The organism is Paractinoplanes toevensis (assembly GCF_018332695.1).
GTDB classification, from domain to species: domain Bacteria; phylum Actinomycetota; class Actinomycetes; order Mycobacteriales; family Micromonosporaceae; genus Actinoplanes; species Actinoplanes toevensis.
In genome coordinates this window covers 121,170-139,713 of the sequence record NZ_BOQN01000087.1, presented here as the reverse complement: position 1 = coordinate 139,713, position 18,544 = coordinate 121,170, and the positions used below count along the sequence as shown (strand labels likewise).

General features: G+C 71.8%; 15 protein-coding genes and 1 pseudogene. 9 read left to right on the top strand and 7 right to left on the bottom strand.

The window, feature by feature from the left end; all coding sequences use genetic code 11:
* Positions 1-124 precede the first annotated feature (124 nt).
* Positions 125-982: a helix-turn-helix transcriptional regulator gene (locus Ato02nite_RS33625; protein ID WP_213010699.1), complete on the bottom strand. Its 858-nt coding sequence runs from the start codon at positions 980-982 to the stop codon at positions 125-127.
* A 102-nt stretch (positions 983-1,084) separates the two neighbouring features.
* Here Ato02nite_RS33625 and Ato02nite_RS33620 point away from each other — a divergent pair, with 102 nt between their 5' ends.
* Entirely contained in the window at positions 1,085-2,071 is a 987-nt protein-coding gene (locus tag Ato02nite_RS33620; protein ID WP_246607753.1) for an aldo/keto reductase, read from the top strand.
* On the opposite strand, the gene Ato02nite_RS33615 is transcribed toward Ato02nite_RS33620, so the two are convergent.
* From Ato02nite_RS33615 to Ato02nite_RS33605, 3 genes are read right to left on the bottom strand one after another with little or no spacing between them, the layout of a single operon-like run.
* Positions 2,068-3,207 carry an alanine racemase gene (locus Ato02nite_RS33615; RefSeq protein WP_213010697.1) on the bottom strand — a complete coding sequence of 380 codons (1,140 nt, stop codon included), beginning with the start codon at positions 3,205-3,207 and terminating at the stop codon, positions 2,068-2,070. The genes Ato02nite_RS33620 and Ato02nite_RS33615 overlap by 4 nt on opposite strands.
* Positions 3,197-4,687 carry an IucA/IucC family protein gene (locus Ato02nite_RS33610; protein WP_213010696.1) on the bottom strand — a complete coding sequence of 497 codons (1,491 nt, stop codon included), beginning with the start codon at positions 4,685-4,687 and terminating at the stop codon, positions 3,197-3,199. Before Ato02nite_RS33610 ends, Ato02nite_RS33615 begins: the two co-directional genes overlap by 11 nt.
* Entirely contained in the window at positions 4,684-6,468 is a 1,785-nt protein-coding gene (locus tag Ato02nite_RS33605) for an IucA/IucC family protein (protein WP_246607751.1), read from the bottom strand. Before Ato02nite_RS33605 ends, Ato02nite_RS33610 begins: the two co-directional genes overlap by 4 nt.
* 641 nt (positions 6,469-7,109) lie before the next feature.
* Here Ato02nite_RS33605 and Ato02nite_RS33600 point away from each other — a divergent pair.
* Genes Ato02nite_RS33600 through Ato02nite_RS33575 form a run of 6 tightly spaced genes read left to right on the top strand, consistent with a single transcriptional unit; the run spans position 7,110 to position 12,375 of the window.
* A complete protein-coding gene (locus Ato02nite_RS33600; protein ID WP_246607771.1) occupies positions 7,110-8,636 on the top strand; it encodes an ABC-F family ATP-binding cassette domain-containing protein in 1,527 nt (508 codons plus the stop codon).
* A 4-nt stretch (positions 8,637-8,640) separates the two neighbouring features.
* Positions 8,641-9,582, top strand: a complete 942-nt coding sequence (locus Ato02nite_RS33595) for a tyrosine-type recombinase/integrase (RefSeq protein WP_213010694.1) — start codon at positions 8,641-8,643, stop codon at positions 9,580-9,582.
* Positions 9,583-9,636: 54 nt separating this feature from the next.
* Positions 9,637-10,470: an undecaprenyl-diphosphate phosphatase gene (locus Ato02nite_RS33590; RefSeq protein ID WP_213010693.1), complete on the top strand. Its 834-nt coding sequence runs from the start codon at positions 9,637-9,639 to the stop codon at positions 10,468-10,470.
* The gene (locus Ato02nite_RS33585; RefSeq protein WP_213010692.1) at positions 10,467-11,393 is read left to right on the top strand and encodes a DUF3626 domain-containing protein; all 927 of its coding nucleotides are present in this window, start codon (positions 10,467-10,469) and stop codon (positions 11,391-11,393) included. The genes Ato02nite_RS33590 and Ato02nite_RS33585 overlap by 4 nt, the downstream gene beginning before the upstream one ends.
* Positions 11,387-11,878, top strand: coding sequence for a GNAT family N-acetyltransferase (locus Ato02nite_RS33580; protein WP_213010691.1), 492 nt, complete (start codon positions 11,387-11,389; stop codon positions 11,876-11,878). Before Ato02nite_RS33585 ends, Ato02nite_RS33580 begins: the two co-directional genes overlap by 7 nt.
* On the top strand, positions 11,860-12,375 hold the full coding sequence (locus Ato02nite_RS33575; RefSeq protein WP_246607749.1) for an NUDIX hydrolase: 516 nt from the start codon (positions 11,860-11,862) through the stop codon (positions 12,373-12,375). Before Ato02nite_RS33580 ends, Ato02nite_RS33575 begins: the two co-directional genes overlap by 19 nt.
* A 79-nt stretch (positions 12,376-12,454) precedes the next feature.
* Here Ato02nite_RS33575 and Ato02nite_RS33570 read toward each other — a convergent pair whose 3' ends face one another.
* Entirely contained in the window at positions 12,455-12,931 is a 477-nt protein-coding gene (locus Ato02nite_RS33570; RefSeq protein WP_213010690.1) for an NUDIX hydrolase, read from the bottom strand.
* 147 nt (positions 12,932-13,078) lie between these two features.
* Between Ato02nite_RS33570 and Ato02nite_RS33565 the strand changes: the two genes are divergently transcribed.
* Entirely contained in the window at positions 13,079-14,680 is a 1,602-nt protein-coding gene (locus Ato02nite_RS33565; protein ID WP_213010689.1) for an acyltransferase family protein, read from the top strand.
* 229 nt (positions 14,681-14,909) lie between these two features.
* On the opposite strand, the gene Ato02nite_RS33560 is transcribed toward Ato02nite_RS33565, so the two are convergent.
* Both Ato02nite_RS33560 and Ato02nite_RS33555 read right to left on the bottom strand, forming a co-directional pair.
* Positions 14,910-15,974 (bottom strand): class I adenylate-forming enzyme family protein, encoded by a 1,065-nt coding sequence (locus Ato02nite_RS33560; protein ID WP_246607747.1) that lies wholly within the window; start codon positions 15,972-15,974, stop codon positions 14,910-14,912.
* Entirely contained in the window at positions 15,971-17,020 is a 1,050-nt protein-coding gene (locus tag Ato02nite_RS33555; protein WP_213010688.1) for an NAD(P)-binding domain-containing protein, read from the bottom strand. The genes Ato02nite_RS33560 and Ato02nite_RS33555 overlap by 4 nt, the downstream gene beginning before the upstream one ends.
* A gap of 63 nt (positions 17,021-17,083) precedes the next feature.
* Here Ato02nite_RS33555 and Ato02nite_RS33550 point away from each other — a divergent pair.
* Positions 17,084-18,534 (top strand): annotated as a pseudogene (locus Ato02nite_RS33550) (aromatic amino acid ammonia-lyase).
* Positions 18,535-18,544 lie beyond the last annotated feature (10 nt).

Below are 18,544 nucleotides of genomic sequence, written 5' to 3'. Positions count from 1 at the left end.
CCCGATCATGTCGCAGCGACGCTTCGGCCCCCACCGAAGCATTCATCCTAGGATGCTCTACGCGAGGTGCGCGCCGTCACCCCGCCAGGCCGCAAAACCAGAAAGGAATCAACGGCATCCCGCCTCAGAACCGGCCGGTGAGGTTCCCGGTGGGGAACTCCTCGGTGCCCAGGACGCGCAGGAGAGCGAGTTTCTCCCGGGCGTCGTCGTCGGCCGGGGTGAGGACCAGCAGCTGCTGGCCGAGGTCGGGGGTCACCAGGGTTTCGCAGTCCATCAGGATCGGGCCCACCCGCGGGTGCACGAGGGTCTTGCGGTCGGCTCGCCGCACCGCCACCTCGTGCTCGGCCCAGAGCCGCCGGAAGTCGGCGCTGGCCGCCAGCAGGCGCTCGATGAGGCCGTTGACCTCCCGGTCGCCGGGGCGGCGACCGGCGACCGCGCGCAGATCGGCCACCATCTGGCGGGCGTGGTGTTCCCGTTCCTGCGGGGTGTGGACCTCGTGGGCCACCGGTTCGGTGAACCAGCGGAACGACAGGTAGCGCCGGTCGCCGGTGAACGCGCTCTGGTCGCCGGCCAGCAGCACCGAGGCCCGGTTCTGGGCCAGCACCTCGCCCAGGTCGGAGATGACCATGGCCGGGGTGTCGCCGAGCAGGTCCAGCATGCGCACCAGGCCGGCGCGGGCCAGCCGGGCCACCCCGTCGGCCGGCGGTGGCTGGTGCCCGGCCAGGTGGAACAGGTGGCTGCGCTCGTCGTCGGACAGCCGCAGGGCCCGCGCGAGGGCGGCGAGCAGCTGGCCGGAGGGCTGGCTGCTGCGGCCCTGCTCGAGGCGTACGACGTAGTCGACGGACATGCCGGCCAGCATGGCCACCTCTTCCCGGCGCAGGCCGGCGGTGCGGCGGCCGGGGCCGTCGGCGATGCCGACCTCGGCCGGGCGGATCGCCTTGCGGCGGCGGCGCAGGAAGTCGGCGAGTTGCTCACGCTGCATGTACCCATGCTGCCCCGGCTGCTTGACCCGTAGCCAGGGACCGGCGCTCCCACGATGAGCGCTCCGCTCCCGCTCGCCCCACGACGAGCGCACGGTGAAGCCATGCAGACACGAACTCTGGGAAAAAGTGGTCCGACGGTTTCGGCGGTCGGGCTGGGCGCGATGAGCATGTCCGGCGTCTACGGGCCGGCCGACCGGGGGGAGAGCATCGCCACGGTGCACGCCGCGCTGGACGCCGGTGTCACCCTGATCGACACCGGCGACTTCTACGGCATGGGGCACAACGAGATGCTGCTCGGCGAGGCGCTGCGCGGCCGGGACCGGGACAGTTACCTGCTGAGCGTGAAGTTCGGGCAGCAGGTGGGGCCGGGGATGCGCTTTGCCGGGCAGGACAGCTGGCCCGATGCGGTGAAGAATTTCCTGTCGTACTCGCTGACCCGGCTCGGTGTCGACCACATCGACATCTATCGGCCGGCCCGGCTGGACCCGTCGGTGCCGATCGAGGACACGGTCGGTGCGATCAAGGAGATGATCGACGCCGGTTACGTGCGGTATGTCGGGCTGTCCGAGGTTGGTTCGGAGACGATCCGCCGGGCGCATGCCGTGCACCCGGTCGCGGACCTGCAGATCGAGTACTCGCTGCTGTCGCGGGCGGTGGAGGACGATGTCCTGCCGACGTTGCGGGAACTGGGCATCGGTCTGACCGCGTACGGGATTCTGAGCCGTGGCCTGTTGTCCGGCACGTGGGCGCCGGGCCGGGCCGGTGACCACCGCGGCCACAGCCCCCGGTTCGCCGGTGCGGACGGCGAGCACAACCGGGCCCTGGTGGAGGCGCTGCGGCGGGTGGCCGAGGTGAAGGGGTGCACGGTGACGCAGCTGGCGATCGCCTGGGTGGCCGGGCAGGGCGAGGAGATCGTGCCGCTGGTCGGGGCCCGGACCCGGGAGCGGCTGGCCGAGGCGTTGCCGGCGCTGGACGTGAAGCTGACCGCCGAGGACCTGGCCGAGATCGAGAAGGCGGTCCCGAAGGGTTCGGCCCGCGGCGACCGTTACCCGTCGGCGTTCATGTCGTCGCTGGGCGTCGGCAACTAGGTCTCCTTTGGAAAGGGGGCCTGGACGATCACGAAGGCCGGCGGGTCGTGGCGCAGGAACTCGTGGTGGGAGATGTCCCAGCCGTAGGCGCCGGTGCGGCCGAAGACCAGGATGTCGCCGGCCCGCAGGAGGTCGACGTGCTGGCCGCGGGTCAGCACGTCGCGGGGGGTGCACAGTTCACCGACCGCGTCGACCGGTGTGTCGCGGGCCTGCGGGCGCGGGTAGGGGTGCGGCCATTCGTCGACCGGTACGACCGTGAACGGGTGGCTGTACCCCCACGCGGCGGGCAGCCGGAAGTGGTGGGTGCCGCCGCGCAGGACGGCGAAGGTGCGGCCGTGGGTGGTTTTGACGTCGAGGACCTCGGCCGCGTACCAGCCGGCGTCGGCGGCGAGGTAGCGGCCGGGCTCGAAGACGAGGTCGATGCCGTCCGGGACGGTGACGGAGGCCAGCGGCGCCAGGTCCATCCGGTCGGTGGCGTGCAGGTAGTCGATGCCGAAGCCGCCGCCGACGTTGACGGTCCGCAGGTCGACGCCGAGGGCGGCGGCGGTGCGGGCCGACCAGTCGAGGGCGTCGGTGACGAAGGCGGCGTGCGCGGTGCCGTCCATGTTGTTGGAGACGGCGTGCAGGTGGAAGCCGATGACCCGGACGCCGGGGATGCGCATCGCGTCGGCCAGTTGGGCCTCGTCGATGCCGAACGGGGTCGGTGTGCCGGTCATGGCGTGGCTGCCGGGCAGACCGGCGCCGGGGCGGTTGACCCGGAGGCAGACGGCGGGGTTGTCGCCGAGGGCGGCCAGCCGATGTAGTTCGTGCAGGCTCTCCACGTTGAGCAGGACGCCGGCCTTGGTTGCCGCGGCGAGTTCGGCGTCGGTCTTGCCGGGGCCGCCGAACACCAGGCGCCGCGCGCCGGCGGCCAGGGCGAGGTCGAGTTCGCCGCCGGAGGCCACCTCCAGTCCATCGCAGGCCGCGGCCATCGTCGCTACGACGTCGGGGTGGCCGTTGGCTTTCACCGCGTACAGCAGGGAGGCGGAGGCGGGCAGCCACGCCCGGACCGCGCTCACTCGCGCGCGCAGCGCCGCCGTGTCGTAGAGGTAGGCGCACACCGGCTTCGGGAGGGTGCGCAGGAGCTCAGCGTGCATGCAGGGGGTTCCGGACCGGGATGTAGAGGTCGCCGTTGCCGGCCAGGCGCATGCGGACCAGGGCCTTGTGCGGAACGCGCGGGGCGGTGAAGGCCGCGTGGTCGTCGCCGGAGCAGCAGGTGTCGAGGACCTCGCGGATGATCCGCCAGGCCCGGTTCTCGTCGAGGTCCAGGTGCAGGACGATCTCGCCGAGGTGGGCCTGGAACAGGGTGTAGCCGATCTTCGCGCGCATGACGTCGATGTCGTCGGTGCCGACGACCGAGCCGGGCCACAGGCTGATGTCGTGGCCGGCCGCGGCGAGGCGTGGCCGGTGCAGGCGCAGGCCGGCGAAGTCGCGCAGGGCGAGCCGGTGCGGCCGGCCCCCGACGAACGTGGGCAGGCAGTTCTGCAGGTGCGCCTCGAGTGCGACGCCGGTGGCGGCCAGCCGCATGAGCGGCGGGAGCAGCAGTTGCGCGTACTCCCGGAGCCAGTCGGCCGGGTCTCCGGTGACGAGCTCGTCCAGCAGGAACGGCAGTGCCCCGCCGGGGATGGCCCGTTCGCCGGGTTGCAGCCGGCCGGCCAGGCCGTCGCGGCGGATCGCGGCCAGGTCGCGTCCGGAGCCGACCGGTACAGCCGCGCCGGCCGTCTCCGCCATGAGCAGCAGCCGGTCGCCGTCCGGGTCGTCGGCGACCAGGCGGTGCAGCAGCTGTGACACGGCCGGGCCGTTGCGGGTGCTGGCCACGCTGATGCTGCGCCGGGTCGAGGTGACCTGGATGTCGAGGGACACCTTCAGGTATTCGCCGGTGTCCGGCAGCAGCAGGGTGCGCAGGGCCGCCGTCGGGACCGCCGGTAGTTCGTCTCCCAGGATGATCAGTGACCGGTCGTGCAGCAGGTCGCCGTAGCGGGCGGGCAGGACCATGTCCCGCTGCCAGAGGTGGACCGGCTGGACCGTGTAACCGGCCGGCGCCTGCACGGCCGGCCACACCTCGTCGCCGAGGTGCAGCTCGTCGCGGACCGCCACGAACCCGACCGAGGTCAGTGGCGTCTCCAGGTCGTAGGCGAGGACGTCGCCGGTGTCCCACCCGAGTCTGGTGCGCCCGCAGGGATGCAAATTGTGCCCGGTGACGGCGAGGCGTTCCAGTCCGATCGCGTGCCAATCCGGGCCGTCGCCGGTCGGGGTGGCCGGCCGGGCCATCGCGATCGCCATGTTGATCACGGCGTTGCGCAGCTCGGCCGCGAAGCCGGGGGCGTCGATCCCGTCGAGCAGCTCGACCGGGTCACCGACGCCGGAGGTCGGATATTCGACCCGATCGAACGCATGTTCCAGACCGGGCCCCATGTCTCGGATACGCTCCCGGACGAGCGCGCCGCGCAGCCGCCGCCCGACCGTGTCGGCTGCCACCGGGAGAGCGGCGAGGAAACCGTCCAGCAGCGACGGTGCGTGGACGGCCAGGGCGGCCTCGGTGTGCGCGAGGCGTTCCGGGGAGAGACTGCGCGTCATACGTGTGCCGCCATGGGGTTGTCCAGAAGGGCCCAGATGTCGTCGAGGGGGTCGGCGGCCAGGCGCATGGCCGTGGTCGCCTTCACCGGCAGCGGGTCGCGCAGCAGGTGGGGCGCGTCGGCGGTGCCGGTCTCCCGGATCGCCGTGGCGACGATGCCCCACAGCCGGGCGGGGTCGGCGCCGTGGTGGCGGGTCAGCGCCGCGATGAGCTCGGCGGCGACGGTGCCGAGCGCGGCCGCGGACAGCTTGGTGCGTAGCACCTGTGGGTCGTCGCTGGGCAGGTCGCCGTGCAGCGGTGGGGTGTCGAGGCCGGCGGCGGTCAGACGGCGGGCGCTGACGCGCACTCCGCCGAGGTCGCGGTAGAGGATGCGGGTGGGGCGGTGGTCGCGCAGCACCACGAGGGTGTTCTGGCCGTGTGCCTCCAGCGCGACGCCGCGCTCGAGCACGCTGAGCAGGGGCGCGAACAGCAGGCTGCCGATCAGGGTCAGGAAGGCGTACGGGTCGGGGACCGTCGACATGAGCAGCGGCGACGCGCCGTAGAGGGCGATCGGGACGACGGTTTCGCCCTCGGCGAGGCGGGGTGCCTCGCGGGTCAGGTAGGCGAGGTGGCGTTGCGGCACGCCGTCGACGAGGACGGCGCCGGCGGCGGTTTCGGCGAGCACGTCGATCGGGAGGCCGGAGGTGACGTGGCGCAGCAGTTTCGACAGGACCGGCCCGTTGTGCACGGCGGCGGGGGACACGGTCCGGACGGCGGAGGTCATCTGCACGTCGACGGCGGTCTTGGCGTGCGGGCCGCCGCCGACCGGGACGACGGTGCGCAGCGACATGAGCGGCCGCACCGGTGCGGTCTCGCCGTCGTCGGTCAGCCACGGGTACCGGTCGCGGATCCGGTCGGCCTGCCAGGGGTGGGCGAGCAGGACGGGTTCGGCGGTGCCGTACCAGCGGTCGGCGGGAACCCGTAACCGGCGCAGCCGAATGACGGGGGAGTGTTCCGGCGCGTAGGCGAGGACGTCGGCGACGCTCATCCCGCCGCGGGTGCGCGCGCAGGGGTGCAGCGGGTGTCCGTCGGTGATGGACTGTTCCGCTCGGGCGAGGCCATCCGGATCGCCGGCCTGCGGCAGCCGTTGCACGGGGTTGGCGGCCCGGGCGAGGGCCATGTTGGCGACGCTGTTGTCGATCTCGGTGGCGAGATCGCTGCCCGGCCACAGGATCCGGATGAGCGTGGCGGGGTCGGTGACGAATGCTCCGGGCGGTTCCGGGTCCTCGAGGTAGCCGTAGTCGTCGTCCCAGCCCGTCCCGTGGCGGCCCGGCTCGCTGTCCCAGCCGCGCCCGCCGGCGACGTTCGGGCGGGTGTCCTCCTCCTGCTGGGTGCCACCGAGCGCGCCGCCGCGCCGGGTGCGGGGGGCCGGGCGGCGCCCACGAGAGTGCCGGCCACCTCCTGGCCGCTCGCTCTCGCTCTCGCCGGAACCGTGCGCATGCCGGCCCCCGCCGCGCGGGGCGTCGGGTGCGCCGTTCCGCGTCTCGTCGACGATCGGGCCGCCGGCCCGGAGCCCGTTGCCGGCTCGGACCGTCACCGACAATCCGGGCTGGGCCACCGCGAACGCCGCGGCCGCCTCGGGCGGATAGCGGACCGTCACTCCCTGGAACGACACCTGGCCGCCACCTCGGAGAACCAGCCCGGGCAGAGCCTCCCGGTCAAGCGCTCCGAGCAGCCGGCCCATCACCGCGGCGCGGGCTCCCGGCAGCTCGGAATCGTAGCGTTCGAGCAGCTCAGGCCGCATGTGGGAGAGGTCTTCACGGGTCCGCGCGGGATCGGCTGTGTGCCGGATCGGCGGTGAGCTGGACGAAGGACGCGGCACGCCGCCCATTGTGCGCCTGAGCGTTGGAGCGCGTCGTCCGGCAGTCCCCGGCACGTGAGCGAAAACGCAGTAACCAAAGCTGCATCCTAGGACGCTCTACAGCGGGTGCGCCAGGACACCGGCGCACCCCAAGAACTAAAAAGGAATCAACGACATCCACCCGGCTACGCCGAGCCCCAGGTCAGGCCCATTTCGTACGGCATGAGCGCACCGCGGGCCGGCACAGCCGCTCGAAAGGCGGGCGGACCCGGGCCGGCCGCGACGACGGGACGCACGTGACCACGGAGTCATCCCCAGGGGTGACCGTGCCGGAAGAGGGCGACGGCCCGAAAACCGGTTGCGCGTGCGGCGCCGGGCGGGCAATGTCGGCGGTGGAACATCGGTCGAGCCCGGGAGCGGCATTCTCCATGTGATAGCGACTCCGCACTCCGTGACGTCCTGGCCTGCGTGAACGGCTGTGGGCGTACCCCTGTCGGTGTCTGCTTCTGGAGATTTTCTTGCTCAAGGCTGTTTCCCTTTCCTACTCCCACGACGGTGACCTGCTGTTCGAGGGTTTCGACCTGGTGCTGGGAGACGGCGACCGGATCGGTGTGGTCGGGCCGAACGGTGCCGGGAAGACCACCCTGCTGCGGTTGCTCGCCGGTGAGCTGAAGCCGCTGGCCGGCGCCGTCACGCGCGGGCCGGGCACGTGGGTCGGTTATGTGCCGCAGCAGATGCCGGATCCCGAGGGCACGGTGGGTGCGTTCCTGACTGCCGGTCTGGGTGAGCTGGCCGAGGTCACCGCGGCGTTGCGCGGGCTCGAGGCGCGGCTGGCGGCCGGTGAGGACGTGCTGGAGGAGTTCGGGGCGGTCCAGGAGCGGTGGACGGCCCTGGAAGGGTGGGCGGCGGAGTCGCGGCTGGTGGAGATCCGGCAGCGGCTCGATATCGCTGAGTTGCCCGATGGGCTGACGCTGGCCGAGGTGAGCGGGGGCGAGCAGGCGCGTCTGCTGCTGGCGCGGGCGTTGCTGGCGGAGCCGGACCTGTTGCTGCTGGACGAGCCGACCAATCACCTGGATGCCGAGGGCGCGGCGTGGCTGCAGGGGTGGTTGCGGGATTTCCCGGGTGGGGTGCTGGTGGTCAGTCATGACCGGGCGTTCCTGGATGCCACGGTGACGCGGGTCGTGGAGCTGGACGGGATTCATGACGAGCCGCAGGACTATCCGGGTGGCGGGTACACGGCGTACCGGGCGGAGAAGCAGCGGCGGTGGGAGAAGCTGCTGCTGGACTTCGAGGCGCAGGAGAAGGATCGCCGCCGGTGGGAGGCGGACATCGAGCGGACGAAGGAGTTTTCCCGCGGTGTCGAGCTGGCGAAGGGGATGGGGGCGGCGGCTCCGCATCTGAAGCGGGTGTCGCGGTTGGTGGCGCGCAAGGCGAAGGTCCGGGAGCGGCGGTTGCGGCGGCAGATGGAGTCGACGCGGTGGATCGCGAGGCCGGCGTCGCGGCCGCCGTTGACGTTGTCGTTCCCGGTGGATGTGGCCGAGGCCGGTGAAGTGGTGGTGAAGCTCCGGGGTCTGCGGGTGGCGTTCGGGGATCGGGTGCTGCTGGACGGGGTGGATCTGGATGTGCGGCGTGGTGATCGGATTCTGGTGACCGGTCGTAACGGGGCGGGGAAGACGACGCTGGTGCGGGCGTTGGCCGAGGCCGGTGGCGACGAGGTGGGGGTGTTGCCGCAGACCGGTGACGGACTGCGGTCGGATGCGACGGTGATGGAGTTCTTCCGGCAGCGGGTTCCGGTGTATGTGGATGATGCGGAGCGGTTGTTGCTGGGGCATCAGTTCGGTCCGGATCAGTGGGAGGCGCGGACCCGGAGTCTGTCGGCGGGGGAGTTGCGGCGTCTGGTTCTGGCGGTGCTGGTGAACGGGCCGGCGCGGGTGCTGGTGCTGGACGAGCCGACGAACTTTCTGGATTTCGACGCGCTGGATGTGGTGGAGGAGGCGTTGCGGCGGTTCCGGGGGACGGTGGTCACGGTGACGCATGACCGGTATTTCGCGGAGGCGGTCGGATACGGGCGGCGCTGGCATGTCGCGGCGGGTGCGGTGTCCGAGAGCTGAGACGATGGCCGGTATGCAGGTGGTGCCGAGGCAGGGTGGCGGCGCGGTCGCCGGGTTGGGTGCGGCGGAGCAGGTCACCGAGGCGTGGTTGGCGAATCGGCGGTTGTCGGAGCACACCCGGGCGGCGTACCGGCGTGATGTGGCCGGGTGGCTGGGCTGGTGCGCGGAGCGTGGTGTCGAGCCTTTGCGGGCGTCGTTCCTGGATGTGAACGCGTATGCGCGGGGGTTGGAGGCGCGGAAGTTGGCGGCCGCCACCGTTGCCCGCAAATTGTCGGGGTTGTCGAGTTGGTATGACTTCCTGGTGAAGTTGCGGGCGGTGGAGTTCAATCCGGTGTCCGGCGCCGACCGCCCGTACGTGTCGAGGGATCACTCGGCGACGGTCGGGCTGTCGCCGGAGGAGGTCGATGCGCTGCTGGGTGTGGCCCGGGCGGCGGGCGCGCGGCACCGGGCGGTGGTGACCCTGCTGGCGGACCTGGGTCTGCGGGTGGGTGAGCTGGTGGGTCTGGACCTGGCGGACGTGGGCACCGAGCGTGGGCATCGGACGGTGCGGTTCGTGGGTAAGGGTGGCCGTCCGCGGCGGCGGGTGCTCACCGAGGACGCGGCCGAGGCGCTTGACGACTACCTGGCGTTGCGGGGTGCCGAGGACGGTCCGTTGTTCCTGACGTCGACGGGTGGGCGCATCGACCGGCATGCGGTGTTCCGGTTGATCCGCCGGCTGGCCCGGGAGGCGGGGATCGCGGCGGCGGACCGGTTGTCGCCGCACTCGTTGCGGCACGCGTTCGCGACGGCGGCCCGGTCGGAGGGGGTGCCGCTGGAGGACGTGCAGGACGCGATGGGTCACGCCGATCCGCGCACGACCCGCCGCTATGACCGGGACCGGCACAACCTTGATCGTGATCCGGCCTACACCCTGGCGGCGGCGCGTGCCCGCCGCGCTCGGGGATGACGCGTCCCCCTATGCTTTCCGGCGGTCAGGGGTTCGGGACAAAGGCGGTCGGGTGTGAACATTGTCGAGGCGGTGCTGCTGGGTGCGGTGGAGGGATTTACGGAGTTCCTCCCTATCTCCAGCACCGGTCACCTGACCATCGTGGAGAAGCTTCTCGGGTATGAGATCGATTCGCCGGATATCACCGCGTTCACGGCGATCATCCAGTCGGGTGCGGTGTTCGCGACCCTGATCTTCCTGTGGAAGGACATCGTCCGGATCGTTCCGGCGTGGTTCAAGGGGCTGTTCAGCAAGGCGGCGCGGGAGCAGGACTACCGGTTCGGCTGGGCGGTGATCATCGGGACGATCCCGATCGGGATCGTCGGGCTGACCTTCCAGGACACGATCGAGACGACGCTGCGCAGCCTGTGGTTCGTGGCGGGGGCGCTGATCCTGTGGTCCGGGGTGATGGCGTTCGCCGATCATGCGGCCACCCAGGTGCGCCACGAGGGGGACACCACCTGGAAGGACACGCTGATCATCGGTACGGCGCAGTGCCTGGCGCTGATTCCGGGCGTGTCGCGGTCGGGGGCGACGATGTCGGCGGGTCTGCTGCGCGATTTCGACCGGGTGACGGTGACGAAGTTGTCGTTCTTCCTGTCGGTGCCGGCGCTGTTCGGGGCGACGATCCTGCAGATCCACGACGAAGCGCCGCAGATCTCGGCCGGGGTGGGCTGGGTCAACACGATCACCGCGACGGTGGTGTCGTTCATCGTCGGCTACTTCGCGGTGTCGTGGCTGCTGAAGTACATCTCGAAGCACTCCTACAGCATTTTCATCGCGTACCGCGTGGTCCTGGGTTCGTTGTTGATCGTGCTGCTGGCGACGGGCGCGATCGAGCCGAAGTGACCGCCCTGCCGCCGGAGCAACGGGCGCTCGCCTTTGTGCGGGAGCGTTTCCCGGCGCCGGGGCCGGCGGGCCTGTTCGACCGGGTGGTGATCACGGTGAATTTCCACCCGGATCGGCTGCTGGCGGACGGGTCGACGGTGGCGGCGCGGCTGGCGGCAGACGGGGTCTACCGGACGCAGTTCGAGACCGGGATCTCCAACGGGGGACTCGGCGGGGACCGCCCGGCCTGGGAGGAACGCATGTTCCCCGGCGTCTACGCGGGTGCGGTCGGGCGGCCGGTCTACGGCGGTCTGAATCTGGCCGGGCATCCGGACGGGGCGTCGCCGCGGTTCGGCAGCTGTCATCTGGTGCTGCGGCCGGAGGTGTCGCGGCGGGCCACGTTCAGTCACGGCGACAGTGTGACGTTACCGGCGGTGCTGGGGACCGCGGATGCGTTCGGTGCGGTGTGGGCGGCGCTGCTGGACGAGGTGACACGGACCGGGCGGGCGCTGAACCTGGCGGCGCCCTCCGCGGACGCGTGGGTGGCCGCGCTGGGTGCGGCGCGCCCGGCCGCGGGACGGGCCCTCGACGACTACGTCGAGGCGCAGATCCACGGTGGGCTCAGGCTGGGCGCGGATGTCGCGGCCGTCGTTGCCGACCCTTCGTTCCGGGGTACGCCGTACGAGTCGCTGTTGTCGTCCTGGGGTCTTGATCTTCGCTGGTCGCCGGGTTTCCGCCTGGCGGCCGGCGCTTTCCCGGCTTCGCTGCGTGGCGCGGAGGCTCCGCCGCTGGCGGTGGACATCGCCGCGCGGTACGGGGTGGAGGAACTGGACGCGGAGCTGATCGGGCGGGCCGCCCGGGACGCGGCCGGTGATCCGGCACGCCTGCAGCTGATCAAGTATCTGTGGCACGTTCTGGTGCTGCTCGGGCAGCCGGCATGCTGACGCCGCGGCTGGAGTTGCGCCGGCCGGTGCTCGCCGACGCGGGCGCGGTGCTGCGGATCCATCAGGACCGACTGGCCTGTGAGCACAACCCGGGCGACCTGATCGGGACGCGGGCGCAGGCGGTCGAGCGGTGCCGCGGGTGGATCGATCATTGGGAACGGCACGGGTTCGGGTACTGGGTGTTGCGGCGCCGCGGTTCGGAGCACGTGATCGGGTTCTGCGGGGTGAAGCTGGTGCGGCTGCACGACGCGCCGGTGCTGAATCTGTTCTACCGGCTCGAACCGGCGGCGTGGGGATCGGGGCTGGCCGGTGAGGCGGTGGCGGCGGTGATCGCGACGTCCGCCGCACTGCCCTACCCGGTGATCGCGCGGGTGCGCCCGGCGAACGTCGCGTCGGCGCGGGTCGCGGCCCGGGCGGGGCTGCGGCGGGCGGAACATCTGGACACGCTCGGCGAGGACGGGCCCGATTGGATCTGGAGTTCGTGATGGGTGTCCCGCCGTACGTTCTGGGGTTGCGCAGGCATGTCGGGCACGGGCTGATTCTGTTGCCCGGGGCCTCCGCGGTCGTCGTCGACGACGGTGGGCGGGTGCTTCTGGTGCGGCGGGGCGACAACGGGCGGTGGTCGTTGCCGGCCGGCATGGTCGACCCGGGCGAGCAGCCGTCGGACGCCGCGGTGCGGGAGGTCTTCGAGGAGACCGGGATCGTCGCGGAGATCCTGTCGGTGGGCGGGGTGGCGACGCATCCGGTGGTTTATCCGAACGGGGACCGCTGCGAGTACCTCAACGTGTGGTTCCGGTGCCGGGCGGTGGGTGGGTCGCTGCGGGCCGACGGGGACGAGTCCCTGGAGGTCGGCTGGTTCGACCCGGCCGCGCTGCCGGAGCTGGACTCGTGGTCGCTGCTGCGACTGACCACCGGTTCGGCCTGGTTCCAGCCGGCCGGCGCGCCGCCGCACCCGGCTCTGACCAGCCCGGACGCTCTTTAGGTACGGCCTGGGATACCCGAAGAGTAGCCCTGGCACTATCGCGCCCGGCTGTCGCTTCGCGCCAGGATCGACCCATGACTCACACCGAAGGTGGCGTAAACCAGGCCGGGGCGAGCGGGTCCTCGGTGGTCGAGATGCGCAACAGGGTGCGCTCACCCAGCGGCGGCAGGGCGTCCAGCGCGAACCAGCCCACTTCGAGGGACTCGTCACCGTCCGGGCGGGCCTCGCCGCCGACCGCCCGGCACTGGAACCAGACCGTCAGGTATTGGCAGTGGTCGCCGTTGGGATACACGGTCTCGTGCATGCCCACCCCGCCGACCCGTTCGATCTCGGCGATGATGCCGGTCTCCTCGAAGACCTCCCGCAACGCCGCGTCCGACGGCTGCTCACCCGGCTCGATCATGCCGGCCGGCAGACCCCAGCGGCCGTCGTCGCCGCGGCGCATCAACAGGATCCGGCCCTCGTCGTCGCGGACCACCGCGCTGGCACCGGGCAGCAGAAGCAGGTCGTTACCGACGTGGGCGCGCATGGCCGTCACGTAGGGGGAGGCGGGCATGCCCGCAAGATTATCCGCTGTGGTTGCTGACAGGTATGCCACAGCGAATGCCAAAAATGCGGTCATAGCGTGACGCCGCGGCTCTTCCCGGCCGCCGGGAGCCGTGCTGGACCGACGCCCCGACTCTTCGTTGCCCGGGAGGGCGTCGTGGCACAACCCACCCGAGATCGCTATTTCGATCTGCTGCGAGTCCTGGCGATCGGGCGCGTGTCGGTGTTCCACATGTTCCCGTTCGTCGTGCTGGAACTCGCGTTCCCGTCGATGGGAGTCATGTTCGCCCTGGCCGGGTCGCTGATGGCGAACTCCCTGTCCAAGCAGCCCAACCCGCTGAGGGTGATCTACGGGCGGGTCCGGCGGCTGCTGCCCGCCCTGTGGGCGCTCGCCGCGGTGGTGGTGCCGGCCATGTTCCTGGTCGGCTGGGAGAACAAGCCGCCGCTGTGGCACCTGATCACCTGGCTTATCCCGTTCGCCGATCCGCCGTCGAGCACCTTCGGCCTGCAGGCCGCCGAGGTGTTGTGGTATTTGGTGACCTACCTGTGGCTGGTGCTGCTGTCGCCGGTGCTGCTGTGGCTCTACCAGCGGGCCCGCCTCGCCACCGTTCTGCTGCCGATCGCGCTGATGGCCGCGCTGACCGTGTGGCCCATCTGGCCGGCCCCCGCCGTCGAGGAGGTCGGCACCGACCTGCTGGTCTTCGCCGCCTGCTGGATCATCGGGTTCGCCCACCGCGACGGCACCCTGCGCCGCATCCCCGCCATGGTCGTCATCCCGGTGGCCGTCGCCTGCGTGGCCGGCGGACTGTACTGGTCGCACACCCACCCCGACGCCGGTGGCCTCAAGTACATCCCGGTCGCCTACGCCTTCTACAACGTCGGTTTCGTGCTCGCCCTGCTGCGCTGGAGTCCCAGCATGCAATGGCTGGAACGCCGGCCCGGCCTCACCAAGTGGGTGTCGCTGATCAACGCCCGAGCGGTGACCATCTACCTGTGGAACAACATCGCCATCGCGTTCTGCTTCGCGGTCGGCGACGTGTTCGAGGTGTGGCGGCTCGGCCGGTTCTTCGAGGTCGGCTACGCGGTCATCGCCCTGGTCCTGCTGGCCAACGCCGTCCTGATGTTCGGCTGGGTCGAAGACCTGGCCGCCCGCCGCAAGCCCCGCTTCCTGCCCTGGCCGGCCTCCGCCTCCACCGCCGCCGCCGAGCCACGCCGCGACACCTCACCCGCGGCGCCCGCCGTCCCGGTCTCGCCGGCACCCGCGATGGCCGACACCGCCGAACTCGTGGGCGCGGCCGCCGAGATCCCGGCCGGCTGGGCGGAACGCGATACGGCCACCGGCAACCGCGCCCGTGGCGGGGGCCTGACCGTGAACGCGGTGCAACGCCGGCCCGGCGCCGCCGCAGTGAACAGGGCCGTCCCGGCCGCCTCGCCGGCACACCGGTCGCCGGCACATGGTTCAGCCGCACCCGGGTCGGGGGCGTCCGGGTCGGGGGCGCCCGGTTCAGCCGCACCCGGGTCGAGGGCGCGTGGATCTGTCGCGCGCGGTTCGGTGGCGGCCAACGGCGCGGCCGGGCCGGCGCGCGGGCCGATCGGGGAACACCCGGCGCGGGCCGGGCGTGGCGCCACGCCGTGGGAGCAGGCGCGCCGGGGTCCCGGTGTCCGGCGCTACGAGGAGATCACCGAGCAGATCCCGGCCCAGCCACCCCACCCCGGCTCCGGTAACCGGCCGCAGACGCCCGATCCGGGCCGGCGATGACCAGTCCTTCGCCGGTCGCCGCACGCAGCAGGGCCGGACCGGGGCCGCCGAAGCGTTCGGTGCGGCGACGCGCCGTCTGCGTTGATGACTGTGGGCCGCCCGACCACGCCGGCCTCGACTCGCAGCGCTGGTCAGCGCATCGGCTAGGGGAGCGGGTTGGCGGCCGCTGTGGGGCGCCGATCACATCGGCCTCGACTCGCGGTGCTCTGCTACAGGAGCGGGTTGGCGGCTACTCGGGCCGCCCGATCCCATCGGCCTCGACTTGCGGTGCGGTTCGGGGCACCGGGTACGGGGGCGGGTTGGCGGCTGGGGTGCGCAGCGCTGACTTGTCGGGCTTTCCGGCGGAGGTCAGGGGGACCTGGTCGATCACGGTGATCGTGGTGGGGGTTCCGGCGCCGGGGACCAGGGCGCGCAGGGCCTCGACGCCGGGGTGGGAGCCGGCGGTGGGGACGACGAAGGCGTGGACCGCCTCGCCGGTCTCGTCGTCGGGGCGGCCCACCACGTAGGCCTCGGCCACGTCGGGATGGGTGGCCAGGGCCCGTTCCACCGCGCCGGCGTAGACCAGTTCGGCGTGGACGAAGATGACGTCGCGGGCCCGGCCTACCAGGCGTAGCCGGCCCTGTGGGTCGAACTCGGCCAGGTCTCGGGTGCGGACCCAGCCGCCGGTGAACACGCCGGAGGTCTCGGCCGGGTCGTTCCAGTAGGCGTGGGCCTGGGCGGGGGTGCGGACGTACAGTTCGCCGTCGCGCAGCGATGTCCCGACCGCGGCGGGTGGGCGGCCCACCGTGGTCAGGGCGGGCGGGTCGGCCAGCATCTCGGCGGGGGTGAGCATGGCGATCATGCCGGTCTCGGTCTGGCCGTAACCGTGGAAGATCACCGGGCCGAGGACGTCGAGGGCGGTGCGCAGGCGGCCGGGGTCCAGCGGGGAACCGGAGACCATCAGGGCGCGCAGGCTGCTCAGGTCGGCCGGGTTGGCCTGCTGGTCGCGGACGAGCTGGTGGAGGCGGCCGACGGTGATGACTCCGGCGGTGGCGCGGTGCCGGGTCACGGCGGCCGGGTAGCCGGGTGGGGTGGCGGTCACCAGGGTTCCGCCGGCGGCCAGCGACAGCACACCGTATTCGAGCATCACCTGGCTGGTCAGCGAACCGAACACCAGATAGCGGCCGAGCCGGCCGGCCAGGTCACGGACGGCGGGCGGCCACCGGTCGGGGTGCGCGGCCCAGGCGGCCGACATCGCGGCGTAGGTCTGCACGCACCCCTTCGGCCGGCCACTGCTGCCGCTCGTGTAGATCACTCGCGCGGCATCCCCAGGCCGCCCGGCGGCCCGCAGCGGTCCGCCGCCGCCGGCGAAGCCGGCTCCAGCCAGGCCGCCGCCGTGATCGTGCCGGCGAAGTAGAGGCCGGGGACGTTCACCGACTCGTACGCGGAGGTCTGCGACGGGAAACGGTCGTTGATCACCAGGTCCGGGCGGCACGTCTGGTCGAAGATCGAGGCGTCGAAGGCGAAACCGGTGCAGGCGATGACCCGGTCGTACTCGAGCACCCGCAGTTTCTCGACCGTCCGCGCGTACCGGAAATCGACCCGGAAGCCGCCGCCGTCGCGGCGGGCGATGTTCTCGATGGTGCCGTCGAGGACGGCGTTCTGGGATTTCAGCTGGTAGGTGTCGAGGAAGTTGTTGTTGACCGCGCGCAGATGCCCCACGTAGTGCGACTGCCAGGCCAGCTTGATCGAGTGCGGGCCGGCCACGTGGATCACCGCGGCCGCCGCGACCAGCGCCTCGGCGGTCTCGAACGCCGAGTTGCCCTTGCCGATGATCAGGACCCGCTGGTTGACGAAGTCGGCCGGGTCGACGCTGACCGTGTCGTACCGTTCGACGAGTTCGATGCCGGGGATGGCGGGGATGTGCATGCGGGACACCCCGGTCGCCATGATCACGCGGCGGGCCTGGAACTGCTCGTCCCCGGCCGCGACCACGAACACGCCGTCGTCGCGGCGGGAGATCTGGGTGACCCGCGTGTCGTAGCGGATCGGCAGGCCCTCGGCCACGTCCTGCAGATATCGGACCAGATCGTCGGCGTGCGGGAAGTACCGGTCGCTGTAGCGGGTGAACCGCAGCTCGTGCAGCAGCGAGTTCCAGTCCGAGCGCAGGTTGAACTCCGGATCCTGAGACCCGGTCCATACCTTGTTGATCGAGATGAGCTGCCGGTGCCGCGGGTAGGTCCGGAAGAACGTCCCGGCTCCCGGGCCGGCCTCCAGCACCAGATAGGACGTGTCCGCCAGCAGGGACGCCAGCTGCAGTCCGGCCGGACCAGCCCCGATGATCAGGTAGTCGAGCGTCATGCGCGGCAACGTAACCGGGCGATTTCAGAGGCTTCTGAGATTCCGTCCCTAACGTCCGCGGGCATGGACCTCGCCGCCGCGCTGACCCCCGCCGACCTGACCGCCGCCCGTCACCCGGTCACCGTGACCCTCGGAGAGGATCAGCGCGGTGAGATAAGAGCCGGCCGGGAATTCCTGGGCAAGGTGCTCGGTGACGACCGGGCCGTCTACGGCAGCACCACCGGCTTCGGTGCCCTGGTCGGTTACGCCGGCCGGGACGACCTGCGTGACCAGGCCGACAACACCCTCGCCCACCTCGGCGCCGGGCAGGGCCCCGACCTCGACCCGGGCCTGGTCCGCGCCACCCTGCTGGTCCGGGCCCGGTCCCTGGCCCAGGGCGCGTCCGGGGTGTCCCCGCACGTCGTCGACGCGCTGATCGCCATGCTCGGCACCACGTTCGCGCCGGCCGTGCCCCGGTACGGCAGCGTCGGCGCCAGCGGCGACCTGATCCCGCTCGGCGCGGCCGCCCAGGCGCTGCGTGGCCGCGGCCACGCCTACCTCAACGGCGTACGGATGCCGGCCGCCGACGCGCTCGACCGGGCCGGTCTGCGGAAGCTGCCGCTGGACGGGCGGGACGCCCTGGCCCTGGTCAACGGCACCTCCCTGACCACCGCCGCGCTGGCCCTGGCCACCGTCGAGATCCGTAAAGCACACCGGGCCGCCCAGGATCTGACCTGCCTGCTGGTCGAGCTGCTCGGGTGCGATCCCCAGTTCCTCGACGAACGCCTGATCGCCCGTTATGCCCACCCGGGCGCGGTAACAGTCGCCGCCACCATGCGGGCCGCCCTCACCGACACGCGGGAAACCGGAACGAGGCCCCTGCAGGAGCCGTACAGCATCCGTTGCTCGCCGCAGCTGCTCGGCGCCGCCGAGGACGCCCTGCGCTACATCGGGCAGGTCATCGCGGCCGACCTGGCCGGGGTCAGCGACAACCCGCTGTTCTTCCCCGGCGACGACACCGTCGTGCACGGCGGCAACTTCTTCGGCCAGCCCGCCGCGTTCGCCGCAGACCTGCTCACCAGCGTCGCCGCGCAGACCGGCAACCTCGTCGAACGGCAGCTCGACCTGCTGGTCGACCCGCACCGCAACGGCGGCCTGCCCCGATGCTGGCCGCCGGCCCGGGACAGCAGCACGGCCTGCAGGGTGTCCAGCTCGCGTCGACCGCGTTGATCGCCGAGATCCGCCGCGACGCGATGCCGGCCAGCATGCAGAGCCTGCCCACCAACCTGCACAACCAGGACGTCGTCCCGTTCGGCACCCAGGCCGCCCTGCGCGCGGTGGACCAGGCCGCACTTCTCCGGTTGATCGTCGGTTCGCTGGCTCTGGGGCTGCGGCAGGCGGTGCACGTGGGTGCCCGGCGACCGAGCACCGATCTTCTGCGAAAGCTGGCGGACGCCATCGCGCCGATCGACCCCGACCGGCCCCTGGAGCAGGACGTCCGCACCGCCGCGGCGATCTGCTGCGACCGGTACTGATATTTCTCTG